Annotated in this window: 14 protein-coding genes; 7 read left to right on the forward strand and 7 right to left on the reverse strand. The window is 63.8% G+C overall.

From position 1 onward, the window contains the following. Window positions 1-81: 81 nt before the first annotated feature. The 4 genes from AC57B5_RS05565 to AC57B5_RS05580 all read right to left on the reverse strand — a co-directional run bounded on the left by AC57B5_RS05565 (window position 82) and on the right by AC57B5_RS05580 (window position 2,684). Window positions 82-1,074, reverse strand: a complete 993-nt coding sequence (locus AC57B5_RS05565; protein WP_496398957.1) for a FecR domain-containing protein — start codon at window positions 1,072-1,074, stop codon at window positions 82-84. Continuing rightward, window positions 1,071-1,601 (reverse strand): sigma-70 family RNA polymerase sigma factor, encoded by a 531-nt coding sequence (locus tag AC57B5_RS05570; RefSeq protein WP_496398958.1) that lies wholly within the window; start codon window positions 1,599-1,601, stop codon window positions 1,071-1,073. The genes AC57B5_RS05565 and AC57B5_RS05570 overlap by 4 nt, the downstream gene beginning before the upstream one ends. A 200-nt stretch (window positions 1,602-1,801) precedes the next feature. After that, window positions 1,802-2,131 (reverse strand): cupin domain-containing protein, encoded by a 330-nt coding sequence (locus tag AC57B5_RS05575; protein ID WP_013802496.1) that lies wholly within the window; start codon window positions 2,129-2,131, stop codon window positions 1,802-1,804. 100 nt (window positions 2,132-2,231) lie between these two features. Beyond that, on the reverse strand, window positions 2,232-2,684 hold the full coding sequence (locus AC57B5_RS05580) for an SRPBCC family protein (protein WP_012205499.1): 453 nt from the start codon (window positions 2,682-2,684) through the stop codon (window positions 2,232-2,234). 233 nt (window positions 2,685-2,917) lie between these two features. On the opposite strand from AC57B5_RS05580, the gene AC57B5_RS05585 reads away from it, so the two are divergent. From AC57B5_RS05585 to AC57B5_RS05605, 5 genes are all read left to right on the forward strand, one after another. Next, window positions 2,918-3,901, forward strand: coding sequence for a Bug family tripartite tricarboxylate transporter substrate binding protein (locus AC57B5_RS05585; RefSeq protein WP_088164821.1), 984 nt, complete (start codon window positions 2,918-2,920; stop codon window positions 3,899-3,901). A gap of 11 nt (window positions 3,902-3,912) precedes the next feature. Then, window positions 3,913-5,214 (forward strand): CaiB/BaiF CoA transferase family protein, encoded by a 1,302-nt coding sequence (locus tag AC57B5_RS05590; RefSeq protein WP_496398959.1) that lies wholly within the window; start codon window positions 3,913-3,915, stop codon window positions 5,212-5,214. Continuing rightward, complete coding sequence (locus tag AC57B5_RS05595; RefSeq protein WP_012205502.1) at window positions 5,199-5,594, forward strand: cupin domain-containing protein; 396 nt, start codon at window positions 5,199-5,201, stop codon at window positions 5,592-5,594. The genes AC57B5_RS05590 and AC57B5_RS05595 overlap by 16 nt, the downstream gene beginning before the upstream one ends. Before the next feature lie 57 nt (window positions 5,595-5,651). Continuing rightward, window positions 5,652-6,815: an acyl-CoA dehydrogenase family protein gene (locus AC57B5_RS05600; RefSeq protein WP_012205503.1), complete on the forward strand. Its 1,164-nt coding sequence runs from the start codon at window positions 5,652-5,654 to the stop codon at window positions 6,813-6,815. A 167-nt stretch (window positions 6,816-6,982) separates the two neighbouring features. Next, window positions 6,983-7,936, forward strand: coding sequence for a LysR family transcriptional regulator (locus AC57B5_RS05605; protein ID WP_416819860.1), 954 nt, complete (start codon window positions 6,983-6,985; stop codon window positions 7,934-7,936). On the opposite strand, the gene AC57B5_RS05610 is transcribed toward AC57B5_RS05605, so the two are convergent. The 3 genes from AC57B5_RS05610 to AC57B5_RS05620 all read right to left on the reverse strand — a co-directional run bounded on the left by AC57B5_RS05610 (window position 7,917) and on the right by AC57B5_RS05620 (window position 12,078). Beyond that, window positions 7,917-8,237, reverse strand: coding sequence for a hypothetical protein (locus AC57B5_RS05610; protein ID WP_496398960.1), 321 nt, complete (start codon window positions 8,235-8,237; stop codon window positions 7,917-7,919). The two genes, AC57B5_RS05605 and AC57B5_RS05610, sit on opposite strands and share 20 nt — an antisense overlap. Window positions 8,238-8,433: 196 nt before the next feature. After that, window positions 8,434-9,165 (reverse strand): hypothetical protein, encoded by a 732-nt coding sequence (locus tag AC57B5_RS05615; RefSeq protein ID WP_496398961.1) that lies wholly within the window; start codon window positions 9,163-9,165, stop codon window positions 8,434-8,436. A gap of 420 nt (window positions 9,166-9,585) precedes the next feature. After that, window positions 9,586-12,078 carry a hybrid sensor histidine kinase/response regulator gene (locus tag AC57B5_RS05620; RefSeq protein WP_496398962.1) on the reverse strand — a complete coding sequence of 831 codons (2,493 nt, stop codon included), beginning with the start codon at window positions 12,076-12,078 and terminating at the stop codon, window positions 9,586-9,588. A 598-nt stretch (window positions 12,079-12,676) separates the two neighbouring features. Here AC57B5_RS05620 and AC57B5_RS05625 point away from each other — a divergent pair. Together AC57B5_RS05625 and AC57B5_RS05630 are read left to right on the forward strand one after the other, a co-directional pair. Beyond that, a complete protein-coding gene (locus AC57B5_RS05625) occupies window positions 12,677-13,777 on the forward strand; it encodes a porin (RefSeq protein WP_496399434.1) in 1,101 nt (366 codons plus the stop codon). Between the two features lie 138 nt (window positions 13,778-13,915). After that, complete coding sequence (locus AC57B5_RS05630) at window positions 13,916-15,496, forward strand: esterase-like activity of phytase family protein (RefSeq protein WP_496398963.1); 1,581 nt, start codon at window positions 13,916-13,918, stop codon at window positions 15,494-15,496. Window positions 15,497-15,692: the final 196 nt, after the last annotated feature.

Raw genomic sequence — 15,692 nt, forward strand, 5'->3', positions numbered from 1 at the left:
ATACGGGAAAGGATTGAAGGACTCATTCCCAGGCCGTACGAAAATCCGGATCCCCTCACTTTTTCTGAAAAAAAGTGGAAATCACTGGCCGGATGTCGGCCCCACATGAACCCACCAGCGCGTGCGCCGGCTGATGCTCACGGGCTGCGTCTGCGCGATGAGCTGCAGCACCTGCTCGGTCTGGCGCACATGGAAGGTGCCTGACAGGCGCAGGCCTGCCACGCGCTCGTCGCAACTGATGTGCCCATGGCGGTAGCGCCCCAGTTCCGCCAGAAGGTCACCCAGGCGGATGGCCCGGCCTGCCATCACGCCATCTGCCCAGTCGTCCGCACCAAAGTCCGGGGGAGGTGCCGGGGTACTGGCATCGGCCGACAGCCACCACGGCGAGCCGGGCATCGCCGTTTGCGGTGCGGCGCTGTCTGCGTCCTTTGCAGGCGTCAGCCGTACGGCGCCTTCCTGCACGCTGACAAGGGCCCGATGCTTGTGCAGCCTGACCACGAAGCGCGTGCCCAGAGCCTGCAGATCGCCAAACGGCGTGCGCACCCTGAAGGGCCGGTGGCCGGGTGCAGTCTCGTCAGCGCCCGTGGTCACCAGGATTTCCCCACGGCTGAGCACCACCAGGCGCTGCTGCGAGTCCAGCTCCGTGCGGATGGCCGTGTCCGTGTTGAGCACGATGGTGCTGCCATCGTCCAGCCTGACGGTGCGCTGCTCGCCCACCGAGGTGCTGGCGCTGGCCAGCAGGCGCTGCCAAGGCGTGTGGCTGTACGCCATCCAGCCCGTTGCCGTGGCGATTCCGGACAAGGACAGCAGCTTGAGGGCGCGGCGGCGCGAGACGCTGCGGGACTGGCGCAGGCGCTGCGCTGCATCCAGCGTGTCCAGTGCCAGGCGTTGCGGTATGCGGCCAAAGTCGGTCCTCAGTGATTGCACCCGATCCCAGGCCAGGGCGTGGGCGGGCTGCGCATGCAGCCATTGCTCGAAGGCCTGCCGTGTGGCGGGGCTGGGCGTGTTGAAGTCCAGCCGTACGGACCACTGGATGGCTTCGTCGATCAGGCCGGGCGAAAGATCGCTGCTCATGCCCCGAAGCGCAGTGCGTAGCAGTGGCGCAGGGCCGTGGCGATGTAGCGCTCGGCCGTGGCCAGGGACACGCCCAGTCGTTCGGCGATCTGCGGGCAGGTGAGTCCTTCCAGTTGCGCCCACAGAAAGGCGCTGCGCACGCGGGGCTTCAAGGCATCCAGCATGCGGTCTATGGCGACCAGGGTTTCCAGGAAGATCAGCCGGCTTTCCGGCGAGGGGGCCTGCGCCTCGGGCATGAGGGCCAGGGTCTCCAGCCAGGCGCGCTCCAGCTCGCGGCGGCGCCAGTGGTCCACCAGCAGGCCATGGGCAATGGTGCTCAGGTAGGCACGGGGCTGGCGCAGGCCGGTTGCGTCAGGGCCGGGTTGGCGGGTGAGCAGGCGCATGAACACGTCCTGCGCCATGTCGGCCGCGTCGAAGGAGTCGTCCAACCGGCGCCGCAACCAGCCCTGCAGCCAGCTCTGGTGGCTGTGGTACAGGCTTTCCACGCTGGTTGCCGCCTTGGCGGCCTGGGAAATCTGCGCGTCCATGGAGCGTCCATTCAACGAATGCAATCACGGGGCTCGTCATGCATTGCGAAGGGCTGGCGGCGGCTGCGTCCATGGCGTGAGCTAACGAGAAAGGCGTGATTATAGATTTGCTAATGAGAATGAATCGCAAATGAGGCGCAGGCACAACCATTCGCACGCGGGCAGGCCGCGCGCGAGGCAGCATGATCCGCGTCAGCCGTTCAGCTGCACAGAACGATGGTGACCAGAGCGGAGGTGTCTTCGATGGCGCGTACCGCATGCGCCATGTTGGCCGGCAGGTGCATCAGCTGGCCGGCCTGCAGGGACTGGCGGCTTTCGCCGAGCATCACCTCCAGCTCGCCTTCCAGGCAGTGCAGGCTGACGCTGCCCGGCACCTTGTGCGGCGGCAGCGACTGGCTGGCGCGCAGCACCACGCGGATGACTTCCATGTCCTGGGACTTGAACAGGGCGCAGGTCCGGGCGCCCGCCAGCCGCGCACCAAACGGCAGGACATCGATGGCTTGAGCGGTCAGTGCAAAGGGGGTGGCCATGGCGGACCTCCGGGCGTTGGCGGGCAATACTGCCATTGTCCTCCGAAGCACGGCAATCCATCAACCGCAGCTGTGTGACAGCAGGGGCTTGTGCAGGGTCTCAGCCCGGCACGCTGGCCTCCACCAGCAGGGTCAGCAACTGCAGAGACTCCTGCCAGCCCAGGTGACAGGCCTCGGCGGGAATGACGGCGGGCACGCCTTCCTGGGTCACATCCATTTCAGTGCCGCAGAACACCTCGCGCAGCGTGATGGTGGTGATCATCTCGCCAGGCAGTTGCGGGTCGTCGAAGCGGTCGGTATGGCGTACCAGCCGGCCAGGCTCCAGGTCCAGGAACTCCCCGCCGAAGCCGCTGCGCCCGCCCGTGGACAGATTGACGAAGGCCATGCGGTAGCGTCCGCCGACCCGGGCGTCGAACTCGGGCACCTCGCAGATGTAGCCGTGGGGCGGCAGCCATTTGGCCAGGGCAGCGGCCGTGGTGAAGGCTTGGTACACGCGCTGCGGCGGCGCCTTGAGGACGCGGTGCAGCCGGATGGTGTGGACGGTGTGTGACATGCGGAACTCCTTGGCGTGGTGTCGTGCAAGGCTGCCAGCCTCGCACCGATGCAGTCCTTGCGCAAGAGGCGGGACATGGAGCCTGGCGCAGGATTCAATGATTCATAAATCGAATCCTTGATTGGTTTTAAAGAATTGGACTTGAATCATTGACATCCGCACCATGGCGGCGAGCGCTGGACACACAGCGCCGCTTTCCATAGGAAACAGGATAGAAAACAGGAGACAAGCAAATGAAGCATTCCCCGTTGCGCAGGGCCCTGGCCCTTGGCGCTATCAGCACCATTGCGGCCGTGGCCGCGCCCTCCGTGTCGGCGCAGGGTGGTTACCCCTCCAATCCCATCACCCTGGTCGTGCCGTTCGCGGCCGGCAGCGGCACGGACGCCGTGGCGCGCCTGGTGGCTACCCGGCTGGGCGAGCGGCTCAAGCAGCCCGTGATCGTGGACAACAAGGCTGGTGCCAATGCCCAGATCGCCGCCAACCATGTGGCCAAGGCCAAGCCGGACGGCTACACGCTGTTCATGACCACGAACACCTCCCACTCGGCCAACCCCTGGCTGGTCAAAGGCCTGAAGTACGACCCCGTCAAGGATTTCACGCCCGTGGCGCGCGTGGGCGAGCTGCCGTTTGCGCTGCTGGTCCACCCCTCCGTTCCTGCCAAGACCGTGCAGGAACTCATCGACTACGCCAAGGCCAATCCCGACCGCCTGTCCTACGGCACGCCCAACAGCACCTCGCTGGTGGCCTCGGAGACCTTCAAGTACGTCACGCACGCCCAGATCACCTCCGTGCCCTACAAGTCCAGCCCGCAGGCGCTGACCGACCTCATGGGCAACCAGATCCAGGTCTATGTGGCCGACCTGGGCTCCGCCTGGGGCACGATCAAGACCGACCGCGTGCGCACCCTGGCCGTGACGGCGGCCAAGGGCTCCACCCTCCTGCCCAATGTGCCGGCCATCGGCAAGACGCTGCCGGGCTTCGACATCACTTCCTGGAACGGCATCTTCGGCCCGGCCGGCATGCCGGCCGAGATCACCGAGCGGCTGAACACCGAGCTGCAGGCCATCCTCAAGGACAAGGCCGTGCAGGAGCAGCTGGCCCAGGTCGGCTTCGAGGTCTGGCCCACGGCCACGCCCGCCGAGTTCGCCACCTATGTGAAGGACCAGATGGCCCGCTGGGGGCAACTGGTCAAGCAGGCGGGCATCGAGGCGCAGTGAAGGAGAGCCGCATGGAACAAGCGCAGCAAGGGCAGCAAGGCCCTCTTGCAGGGGTGAAGGTGCTGGACATGACCTCGGTGGTCATGGGCCCCTTTGCCACCCAGATCCTTGCGGGCCTGGGGGCCGAGGTGATCAAGGTCGAATCGCCCGAGGGCGACAACATGCGCCACGTCGGCCCCATGCGCAACCCCGCCATGGGCCACATCTTCCTGCAGGCCAACCAGGGCAAGCGCTCCGTGGTGCTGGATCTCAAGCAGGGCGCCGCGCGCGAGGCCCTGCTGCGCCTGGCCGAAGGCTGCGACGTGCTGGTCAGCAACGTGCGGCCCCAGGCCATGGCGCGCCTGGGCCTGGCCTACGAGGACGTGGCGGCGCGCAACCCGCGCATCATCCACGTGAGCTGCTGCGGCTTCGACCAGCGCGGCCCCTACGCGGCCCGGCCCGCCTATGACGACCTCATCCAGGGCGCCACCGGCGTGCCCTGGCTGGCGCAGCAATACGGCGGTGGCGAGCCGGCCTATGCCCCCATGACCCTGGGCGACCGCGTCACCGGCCTGCACGCGGTCTACGCCGTCACGGCCGCCCTCTATGCGCGCGAGAAGACCGGCAAGGGCCAGGCCGTGGTCGTGCCCATGTTCGAGGCCATGACCCAGTTCATCCTGGGCGACCACATGGCGGGCCTGTCGTTCGAGCCGCAGCTGGGCGGCCCCGGCTATGCGCGCCTGCTCACGGCCCACCGCAGGCCCTATCGCACCAGCGACGGCCACCTGTGCGTTCTCATCTACAACGACAAGCACTGGCACAGCTTCTTCAACGCCATAGGCCAGCCCGAGCGCATGGCCGAGCCCATCTTCGCCACCCACAGCCAGCGCGCCCTGCACATCAATGCCGTCTATGCCGAAGTCTCGCGGCTGATGGCAGGGCGCACCACCGCCGAATGGCGCACGCTGCTGGACGCGGCCGATGTGCCCAACATGCCCATGGCCTCGCCCGAGGATCTGATCGCCGATCCCCAGCACCAGGCCACCGGCTTCGTGCACGAGATAGACCACCCCAGCGAAGGCCGGCTGCGCACCACGGCCAGCCCCACGCGCTGGAGCGCCACGCCACCCGCAGAACGCGCCGCCCCCGCGCCACGCCTGGGCGAACACACCCTGCAGGTGCTGCGCGACGCGGGCCTGACCGAGGCCGAGCTGGCCGCCCTGCAGGCCAGCCGCGCCTGCAGCCAGGCTGCCGCGCTGCAAGACGCCCCACCACAAACACAAGCGCAAGCACAAGCACAAACAGAAGGAAACCGCCCATGCCCCGCTATCTGATCCGTGAACAAGACGTGCCCGGCTACAGCCCCGCCAACCACCACGGCACCGTCAACCGGCGCCTGGTCAGCGCCGCCAACGTGGGCGCGCGCCACATGGAGCTGGTGCTGGGCACGCTGGAGCAGGGCGGCGGCGCGCTGCCCCATGCCCACCCCGGCATGGAGCAGGCCTGCTACCTGCTGGCCGGCACGGCCGAGGTGGAAATCGACACCCCGGACGGCAAGGAACGCTTTGCCATGCAGCCCGGCGACACCTGCTTCTTCCCCGAGGACTGCATGCACATCTTCCGCGTGACCAGCGCCGAGCCCGTGCGCCTGCTGGTCTTCTACAGCCCGCCGTACGGCGAGAACCCCGAGCGCGTGCGCCGGCCGGCAGCCTGAGCGCCGTCACCCCACAGACACGACAAGCGAACAGCATCAAGCAACGGAGAACACACCATGGACTTTCTGTGGAACGAAGAACAGGAACAGATACGCGACGCCGTCGAACGCGCCTGCGCCCCCTTTGACGCCGACTACTGGCTGCGCAAGGACCACGAAGGCGGCTTCCCGCACGACTTCCACAAGGCCCTGGCCGACGCGGGCTGGCTGGGCATTGCAATGCCCGAAGAATTCGGCGGCGCGGGCCTGGGCATCAGCGAGGCGGCGCTGATGATGCACACCATCTCGGCCACGGGCGCAGGCCTGTCGGGCGCCTCGGCCGTGCACATGAACATCTTCGGTCTGCACCCCGTCGTCGTCTTCGGCACGGACGAGCAAAAGCGCCGCTGGCTGCCCCCGCTGATCGCGGGCACGGACAAGGCCTGCTTCGGCGTGACCGAGCCCAATGCCGGCCTCAACACCCTCAAGCTGCAGACACGCGCCGTGCGCGATGGCGACGTCTACGTGGTCCATGGCCAGAAAGTCTTCATCTCCACCGCCCAGGTCGCCAACAAGATCCTGCTGCTGGTGCGCACCAAGCCCGTGGAAGAGTGCAAGGGCACGGAAGGCCTGAGCCTGTTCTACACCGACCTGGACCGCGAACGCATCGAGGTGCGCGAGATCGACAAGCTGGGCCGCAAATGCGTGGACACCAACCAGCTGTTCATCGACGGCCTGCGCATCCCCGCCGAGGACCGCATCGGCGAAGAGGGCAAGGGCTTCTCGTACATCCTGCACGGCCTCAACCCCGAACGCATCCTCATCGCCGCCGAGGCCGTGGGCCTGGGCCGCGCCGCTCTGGCGCGCGCCACCCAGTACGCCAAGGAGCGCGTAGTCTTCGACCGCCCCATCGGCCAGAACCAGGGCATACAGCACCCGCTGGCCCAGGCCTGGATGGGGCTTGAGGCGGCCCACCTCATGGTGCAAAAGGCCGCCTTCCTCTACGACAGGGGGCTGCCCTGCGGCGCCGAGGCCAACGCCGCCAAGTACCTGGCGGCCGAAGCCTGCGCCAAGGCCTGCGAAACCGCCATCTTCACGCACGGCGGCATGGGTTACGCCAAGGAATACCACGTGGAGCGCTACATGCGCGAATCCTGGATCCCGCGCCTGGCGCCCGTCAGCCCGCAGCTCATCATGTGCTTCATCGCCGAAAAGGTATTGGGCTTGCCTAAATCGTATTGACCCCCTGAGTCGCTTCGCGCCTTCCCCCTTCTCGCTGCGCGGAGGGGGACGACACCCTCGGTGCGGGGCGGCCCTTCCTCGGTGTCTCAAAGTTGAGGTGCGCGGGTTTTGTGGCTGCGAACCATCTGAAGTCCCATGATTTATCAATCTGTATTTCAGAGGTAGCCATGGTGCAAGATGCCATCTCGCTTGCTCCCCATCCGCCGCCTCTCATGAAGACCCACCTGCTGCGCTATTTCGTCGCCCTGGCCGAGGAACGCCACTTCGGCCGCGCGGCCCAGCGCCTGTGCATCACCCAGCCGCCGCTGAGCATGGCGCTCAAGACCCTGGAGCAGGACCTGGGCGCCAGCCTCATGGACCGCGACGCCAAGAACGTGCGCCTCACCCCTGCGGGCGAGGCTTTCCTGGTCGAGGCACGCAAGGTGCTCGCCCAACTGCAGCACGCGGCCGACGTGGTGCGTGGCGTGGCCGAAGGCATGCAGGGCCGGCTGGACGTGGGCATCACCGGCTCCATGGTCTACCGCCAGGTGCCGGACTTCTGCCGCGCCTTCCGCGCCGAGCGCCCCCTGGTCGAAGTCTGCCTGCACGAAATGTCCACGCGCGAGCAACTGCAGGCCATTGCCAGCGGCCAGATCGACTGCGGCTTTCTCAACATAGGCACCCCGCCAGACGGCCTGCAGACCCTGTCGATTGGCGAGGAACCCTTTGTCTGCTGCCTGCCCGCCACGCACGCGCTGGCCCGGCAGCCCGACATCGACCTGCGCGAACTGGCCCGCGACACCTTCGTCATGTTCGCCCGCGAAGTGGCCCCGGCCAACTACGACAACGTCATCGCCTGCCTGCAACAGGCCGGCATCCACCCCCACACCCGCCACGCGGCGCGCCAGTGGCTCACCGTCATGGCCCTGGTCTCGGCAGAGCAGGGCGTGGCCCTGGTGCCCAGCTGCATGCAGCGCGTGGGCATGAACGGCGTGGTGTTCGTGCCCCTGCGCGGGCCGCAGCAGGCCATGACGCCCGCTGTCATGGCCTGGCGGGCGGACCAGCCTGCGGCGGTGCTGCAGGCTTTCATTGAGAGGGTGAGGGCGATGGCATCCACCGCCGTCAAGGGTGGTAGGGGTTGAGGGCTGTCACCTCTACAGACCCTTCGCAGTAGTGCATGGCGAAAACCACCAGCTCCTTACCATTCGATTGGGTGATGGCCTCCACGTACCAAAAAGGCAATTTTTCTCCCGGAGAAAACGTCACCTTGGTGATATCGAATGCGTACTGAGGAAACTTCTCTTTCAGTTTTTTCAGTACATTCGTCCGAACCAGATTAAGGTCATGGTTATCGCAAGCGGTTGCGTTTTTTGCGTCCCCGCATGCGGTGATCAGCAAGGCTGCACCAGCCAACAAACTGCGAAAAAAACTGTATCTTGACATGGTTTTTTCATATCAGCGGCCTGTGAAGTAATTGGCCAAGGCCGTTGATGGCCGGATACTGGCTGGATTTATGCGCGGATGTGCGGCGTTGTGCGGGCACCATCATCAAAGACGGGTTGCCATGGTACTTTCTTCTGTTTTAGGCTGAAGAAGGCACCATGGCTTCCTGGTGTCATACACTTGGTTTATTATTGCTTCAATAGATTTCCATTATCCCATTCTCACTGGCCGAGTATTTGCTTTCCGAAACTGCTCGAGCAGAAACGGCCTTTCCCCCTGTGCCGGCCAAATGGGGGTACATGTAGCACAGAACTGCGACTTGCAAATTTGCTACTGGAATGCTACCAGCCATGGTGAAACCATTGTTATAGCAATTTGGAATTCCTCGAACTCCAACGGCGAGTGAAAGATCGCCACCTCTCGCGACAGAAAAGTCAACTCCTGCACTTGCAGATACTCTTGTATATGAACCAGCACGTGGGTAAGGGTCGTAGCTTAGAGATAGAACAGGTCTGTAGTCCCATTGGCCACCAGGCATGTAATAGTAGTTGGAATGTTGATTAAATGACATTTCCTTTTGAAGGGAAGCCGGTTCACAATGAAGGGGTATATTCCTTTCATCGCTACCAATTACCATTTTTCCAGGAGATTCTGGATTTTTGTCTCCGTACATTTCACACAACCTCTTGTTGAATTCAATTGCTTCATCATTTTGATTGGTGGTTTCGTAGAGATAAGATCCATTTGATAGCTTGACTAGATTTATGGTCACAGTACCATTCATTCCAGCCATGCTGCCAGAAATACTTCTGGCGACCATTGGCATGCCGTTCTTTTCAATTTCCTCATTTCCTATCAAAAAATCTTGGGCCATTGCAGATATTGAACCGAGAACAAGTATGGATCCGGTGAGAATTTTACTTAGCATAGTTCCCTCTGTGCTGAAATGTTAATAAGCCTTTGCTGCCACATCTCAGTGAGTGGCGCTATTAGTCTAAGTTCTTTAGCATTTTCAGATCAAGTGCAGACTGCTGTCGTTTTCTGTTTGTTCTAAAAAATAAGATACTTCCTAGGAATTGACGTGAATTGACGATAAACGGTCTAAACACACGCATTCGGATGGCCTGATGAGCAAGGCTTGCGCTGATTCGCAGGCTTGATGAATCCGTAAGTTCCTGGTGCCGTGCATCCGAGTGCTCTTGCCGCTTTGGCAGTGCCCCTTTGTCGTCGGCAATCGAGTCTGCCCACATAGCCACTACGAGGGCCGAGGGAGATGCGATATGTCAGGGTTTGAGCTGCGAGACAGGCGCCCGGAATCTGCGGGTCACCACGGCGCCAGCCGCGCAACTCAGTCCGATGGCACAGCGTCGGTACTGCCCAGAATCTCCGCCACCTTGAGCGCCAGCGCATCCAATGTGAACGGCTTGGTCAGAAGCTGCGTCCCGGGGTGCAGGTTTTCCTGGCTGAGCGGAGATGCCTCGGTGAACCCGGTGATGAAGAGCACCGGCAGGTCGGAACGGGCCAGGCGTGCCTCGTCGGCAAGCTGCTTGCCGTTCATTCCGCCGCGAAGCCTCATGTCCGTGATCAGCATGTCCACCCGGGTTCCGGCGCGCAGTACCTGCAGTGCGGCAGCTGCATCGGCCACGGCAAGCACCGTGTAGCCCAGATCGACAAGCGCCTCGTCGATGAGATGGCGGATCGGGGCTTCGTCATCCACGACCAGCAAGGTCCTTTGGGCAGGCACCACCACCTGCCTTGCCGCATCGACCGCGCGTTCTGCAACGGGCGCGGCGTCGCACCTGGGCAGATACAGGCAGACCGTGGTGCCCTGGCCCCGCTGGGAGAAGATCCTGACCGCTCCTCCCGATTGCCGCGCGAAGCCGTAGATCATCGACAGCCCCAACCCCGTTCCATGGCCCACCGGCTTGGTGGTGTAGAACGGCTCGAAGGCGCGCGCAATGGTCTGCTCCGACATGCCGGTACCCGTGTCGGTGACGCACAGCGACACATAGCCGCCCGGCGGAAGATCCCACTCCTGGGCTGCCGCCTCTTCAAGCTCGATATTGGCTGTCCTGATGGTCAGCCGGCCGCCTTCGGGCATGGCATCGCGGGCGTTGATGCACAGGTTCAGGATGGCGTTCTCCAGCTGCGTTCCATCGATTTGCACATGCCACAGATGGGCTGCCGGCACGATGTCGATATCCACGCTGGCGCCCACCGTCCTTCGCAGCAGGTCCTCCCAATCGGCCAGGAGCGCGGCCATATCGGTGGGCTTGGAGTCCAGGATCTGCCGGCGCGAGAACGCAAGCAGCCGCTGCGTGAGCGTGGCGGCGCGCCGCACCGCCCCCTGCGCTCCATGGATGAAGCGCGTGAGGTTGTCCACCTGGCCGCGCGCCAGCATCCGCTGCAGCAGCTCCAGATTGCCCATGACGGCCGCCAGCAGGTTGTTGAAGTCGTGCGCAAGGCCGCCCGTCAACTGGCCCACGGCCTCCATCTTCTGAGACTGGCGCAGTTGCTCCTGCGCCTTGGCCAGTGCTTCGGCCTTGGCCATTTCGGAGGTGATGTCGCGGCCCACGGCGTTGATGCGGCCTGCCGCCGAACGCGTGGACCAGGAGATCCAGCGGTAGCTACCGTCCCGATGGCGATACCGGTTGTCAAACCGGGCATGCGCCATGCCTGTGGCCAGCTCCTGCGTGTCCTGGATGGTGCGCGCCAGATCCTCCGGATGGATGAGATGAAAAAGCGTCGTGCCCAGCAGCTCGTCTTCACGCCAGCCCAATACCTCGGTCCAGGCCGGGTTGACCGCAGTGATGATGCCCTCGAACGTGCAGCGCATCATGATGTCGGAAGACAGCTGCCACAGCGCGTTGCGGTCGGCCGTGCGCTCTGCCACCTGTTCCTCCAGCGTGGCATTCAAGCGCTCCAGCGCGGCCTGGGCCTGCTTGCGCTCGGTGATGTCGGAGGCCGCTCCCAGCCAGCCGGTGATGGCGCCTGCGGCATCGAACAGCGGCACGGCGCGCGAGAACGCCCAGCCCACGCTGCCATCGACCCGGTTCACCCGGTGCTCGATCACGTAGTCCGTCTTCGTGCGGATGGCCCGCGCGATCTCCGCGCGCACAAGGTCGCGGTCCTCCGGGGGGATGTAGTCTTCCAGCCAGTTCGTGTTGGACGCCTGCGTGTCGGGGATGAACCCGCCGCCTGCCAGCTGGTGCAGCTCGCTCCAGTCCGCACTGATGGAGTAGCGCACTTCCGACGAGGACCGCACCAGCGCATCCAGCCGTTCCTCGCTCTGGCGCAACATGTCCAGCGCCCGCCGTTCCGCATCGATGTCCAAAATGGCGATGGCCGTGGCCACGACTTCCTTGTCCGCATTGCGCAGCGGCACCCCGAACACGCGCGTCCATACCTCAAGCCCCTGGGGCGTGTCATAGACGCAGTCAACACCCGGCACCACCAGCTCCCCGCGGAACGCGCGGGCAGCCACAAACTGGTCGCGGGGGACGGGCTTGCCATCCTTGTCCCAACTGCGCCAGCGCCCGCGGTCTTCTTCGGCAGACAGCAGCGAAGGGATGGGGGTGTCCGGCAGGAAATGGCGGTAGGCCGGGTTGGACATCAGCACCTTGCCACCCTTGCCCACCAGGCACAGGCCTATAGGCAGATGCTCGATGAAATCCGAAAACAGTGTCTTTTGGTCCGCCACCTGTGCATCGAAGGGGTCCTGATCGCTGGCGCCCGCGCCCTGTACGGCGCTGGCATGGCCCGCCGCGGCAATCGCCAGTTGCGCCCGCAGCCGGGCGTTTTCCTCGCGAAGCAGGGCAATCTCTTCGGACTCTTGGATCATGGGGGGATGGAGCGGGGCGTTGGGTGGAGGAGAGGGGGCAGCTCGCCGCAGGCGGGGACGGCGATGCTGCCTGGGGATCATAGCTGTGACTGCTGGTGCGACCGATGTTGAGGCTGCAGTCCTCGGTGCGGCAATTCTTGTGGGACTTCGCCCTCCCAGGGACTATTGGGTTGAACTGGCCGTGCAATGGGCTGAATTTGGGTCCCCAATGACCGATGAATCGGTCGACGAACGCTCGAAATGTGCCATTGAAAATATGGAAGTCGAGAAACTTATTGAGAAAATGGCAAAAGAATGCATATTTCCGCCAATTTCCCGAATATGAATCAAACAAATCGGCAATGAATGATCTGCCCCGTCGTGCAGGCCATGGCTGAAGGGTGGCGGCGAGAGGGCTTCCCTGCAGGAAACGTGCCGCAGGCACCGCTGCTGCTGTGACTTTCATGTCACACAGCACAGCTGTCACGAAGAATACTTATGTGTTACCTAGAGTTCCCGCAGCGGTGGCAGGAGGCCACCGTCATTCTCATTAATAAGTTCAGTTCGTATCTCGCCAATGAAAAATCAAAAAACGTGCTCGCGCATTCTGGGACTCGCGATGGGCACATTCTTCGCCTCTTCTTCCAGCTTGGCCTTGGCACAATCTTCCGTCACCATTTTTGGTGTGGTGGACGTCGGTGTCACCATTGCCAAGTCCGGCAGCAACAGGCTCAATGCACTGAACTCCAGCCAAGGCAAGACCAGCTTGCTTGGCTTGCGCGGCACGGAGGACCTCGGCGGCGGCAACAGAGCTCAGCTCTGGCTTGAAGGCGGCCTCAACCCCGATGTCGGCACTGGCGGCAGCAGCGGCTCCCTTGGCTTCGAGCGCCGCTCCACGATCGGGCTGAGCAACAAATCCTGGGGTGAAATCCGGCTGGGTCGCGACTACACCCCCAGCTACAACATCTTCACCGCTTTCGCGGGCCCCGACACCACCACCGGTGTGCAGGCCAATCTGTTCCAGACGATCCGCCAGACTGCCTATAACGCCGCCAGCCAAAGCGGCGTGGTCGACCGCACGCGCATCAGCAACGCCGTGGGCTACTTCCTGCCGAGCGACTTGGGCGGTGTCTATGGCCAGTTCTCGGTTTCCTTTGGCGACGAGAACGCCTCCGGCTCTGGCGCAAGCAAGGCCCGCAGGTACATAGGCGGCAACCTGGGCTATCGCTCTGGCCCGCTGAACGTGGGTATCGGCTACGGCAGGATCGACGGCACCGCGGCCGTGGCTTCGCCCAGCGCCATCGCCGCAACCAGCGATCTGGAAGACCTGGTGCTGGGCGCCTCGTACAACTTCGGCAGTTTCCTGCTCAATGGCGGATACAACAGCCTGAAGTGGGAACCCGTCAACGGCGCAACCTCCGGAAAGGTGGACGGTTTCTACCTGGGCGCAACCATCCCCATGGGGCAAGGCAGCTTGCGCATCAAGTACGCCAGCGCCAAGTTCAGCGGCAACGCCTCAGCCCTCACGCGCAGCGGCGGCAAGGCCGACAAGTATTCGATCGGATATGTCTACGACTTCTCCAAGCGCACCTCTCTGTACGCCGGGCTGGCGCGTGTCAACAACAAGAACGGCGCCAGCGTCGGCCTGATCGGTGGCCCTGCGGGTGTGGCCAACGCCGGCTCGACCGGTGTGGATCTGGGCATCAGCCACTCGTTCTGAACGGCACAGCGCCTTTTTCAGAAACGAAGCCTTCAAGATGGGGCAGGCCCTTGCCACGCAGGGCCTGCCGATCTGCCTATCTGCCTATCTGCCGATCTGCCTATCAGGCTTGCCTCTTCTTCTCAAGACCTACTCGCCATGCGACCCCCCACTTCTTCTTCCTGCCTGATGGCAGTGATCGCCGCCGCGGCTGCCTTGCTGAGCGCCTGCGCCGACACCCGCCCGCTCCAGGTCGCCGGCTCCGAGACGGTGACGCAGACCACCGGCGTCGGCAGCATCCGCGCCATCGTCACGCGCCAGGACGTCCAGTTCGACGACAGGTTCTATTTCCCCTACGAAGGCCAACACCCCGCCACCAAGGCCGATTTCCCCAAGGGCTTTCTGCCAGCCTACGGTTCGGGCCTGGCCTTGAAGGGCAGGCGTGCCGACGGCACGCTGGAGTTCTACGCCATCACCGATCGTGGCCCGAACGCGACCACCGGCCCGGTCACGCAGATCACCGACGGCTCCAATCCCGCGGGCTTTGCCAGTTCCACGGTGTTTCCCTCGCCCAACTTCACTCCGTCCATCGGCGTGATCGCCCTCGGAAAGGACGGAGCCAGGCTCGTCTCCACCCTGCCGCTCAGATTCAGCGCCACACAGAACGCCAACGGCCGCGTGCAGCCACGGGGCATCACAGGCAACACGGGCGAGCAAGTCCTGGACGACTCCTTCACCTATCCCGGCAAGGCCAAGGGCTACAGCGAATTCGGCCTGGACACAGAATCCGTGGTGGTGGATGCCGCACGCAATGTGCTGTGGGTGTCCGACGAATACGGACCCTTCATCGTGAAGATCGACCCGGCGACCGGCATCATCCAGAAGAAATACGGGCCCGGCACCGGCGCGGCCGATCTGCCGGCCATTCTCGCCAAGCGCCGCGCCAACCGTGGCATGGAGGGGCTGAGCATTGATGTGGCCAGCGGCAAGCTGCACGGTTTCCTGCAAAGCCCCCTGGACGACGGCAAGGCCGACTACACCACCGCTGCCGTTGCCGACGCCACAGGCAAGTCGGAGAACGTGCGCGACTACGCTCGCTTTGTGCGCTGGGTGGAATTTGACCCGACCACCGAGAAAACCCGCCTGTTTGCCTTGCCCGTGGACAGCCGCTGGTACAACCAAGGCAAGACCGGCAATGCCAAGCTGGGTGATGTGGTCTCACTGGGCAAGGGGAAATTCATCGCCATCGAGCAAGGCACGGGCAAGGACAAAAAAGTCTTCAACGACCTGGTTCTGATCGAGTTTCCGGCCAACGCCACCGACATCACCGCGCTGGGCTCCGACCTGGAAAAGAGCAGCCTGACTGGCAAGCCGGTCAATGGCTCGGACTATTCCAAGGTCGTGACGCTCAAGAAGACCCGGCTCTTCAACCTGAACGCCACCGGCTGGGTGGCCGAGAAGGCCGAAGGCCTGGCACTGGTCGATGACTACACGCTGGCGCTGACCAACGACACCGACTTCGGTGTTTCGCTGGCCGTGCTGGACGCCAGCGGCAAGGAAATCGAAGGCTCGGACGTCACCAAATGCATGGTGGACGCCGAAGGCAAGATCGTGAACGACGGCCAATGCGCCAAGGGCGCGGCGAGCCTGCGCTTTACCACCAATGACGTCAACGATCGCACGCAGCGACTGTGGACCTTTGGGTTCAGCAAGAAGCTGAGCGAATACGGCGCTCCCTGAACGACTGGGACTGCGACTGCGACTGCATGGCATAGGCAAGACAACGGGGCCACGGCGGTCCAGGGCGGTTCGTCCAGCGCGAAGGCGCTGCGACGGGCCGCAACGCTGATGTCGCCCCCTCTGGCATCTGCACGGAGCGGCGCCGCCGTTGCGGCGCAAGTGTGGGCTTGCCGCAATGACTGGTCCTTTCGACCTT

The organism is Delftia sp. BGA-UO-ETr-SB1 (genome assembly GCF_059567865.1).

Bases quoted from the DNA above. Each gene is read 5' to 3' on its own strand.
- AC57B5_RS05620 (WP_496398962.1), bottom strand. From the start codon at position 12,078: ATGATCCAAGAGTCCGAAGAGATTGCCCTGCTTCGCGAGGAAAACGCC.
- AC57B5_RS05580 (WP_012205499.1), bottom strand. From the start codon at position 2,684: ATGTCACACACCGTCCACACCATCCGGCTGCACCGCGTCCTCAAGGCG.
- AC57B5_RS05565 (WP_496398957.1), bottom strand. From the start codon at position 1,074: ATGAGCAGCGATCTTTCGCCCGGCCTGATCGACGAAGCCATCCAGTGG.
- AC57B5_RS05630 (WP_496398963.1), top strand. From the start codon at position 13,916: ATGCGACCCCCCACTTCTTCTTCCTGCCTGATGGCAGTGATCGCCGCC.
- AC57B5_RS05610 (WP_496398960.1), bottom strand. From the start codon at position 8,237: ATGTCAAGATACAGTTTTTTTCGCAGTTTGTTGGCTGGTGCAGCCTTG.
- AC57B5_RS05570 (WP_496398958.1), bottom strand. From the start codon at position 1,601: ATGGACGCGCAGATTTCCCAGGCCGCCAAGGCGGCAACCAGCGTGGAA.
- AC57B5_RS05585 (WP_088164821.1), top strand. From the start codon at position 2,918: ATGAAGCATTCCCCGTTGCGCAGGGCCCTGGCCCTTGGCGCTATCAGC.
- AC57B5_RS05600 (WP_012205503.1), top strand. From the start codon at position 5,652: ATGGACTTTCTGTGGAACGAAGAACAGGAACAGATACGCGACGCCGTC.
- AC57B5_RS05615 (WP_496398961.1), bottom strand. From the start codon at position 9,165: ATGCTAAGTAAAATTCTCACCGGATCCATACTTGTTCTCGGTTCAATA.
- AC57B5_RS05595 (WP_012205502.1), top strand. From the start codon at position 5,199: ATGCCCCGCTATCTGATCCGTGAACAAGACGTGCCCGGCTACAGCCCC.
- AC57B5_RS05575 (WP_013802496.1), bottom strand. From the start codon at position 2,131: ATGGCCACCCCCTTTGCACTGACCGCTCAAGCCATCGATGTCCTGCCG.
- AC57B5_RS05625 (WP_496399434.1), top strand. From the start codon at position 12,677: ATGGGCACATTCTTCGCCTCTTCTTCCAGCTTGGCCTTGGCACAATCT.
- AC57B5_RS05605 (WP_416819860.1), top strand. From the start codon at position 6,983: ATGGTGCAAGATGCCATCTCGCTTGCTCCCCATCCGCCGCCTCTCATG.
- AC57B5_RS05590 (WP_496398959.1), top strand. From the start codon at position 3,913: ATGGAACAAGCGCAGCAAGGGCAGCAAGGCCCTCTTGCAGGGGTGAAG.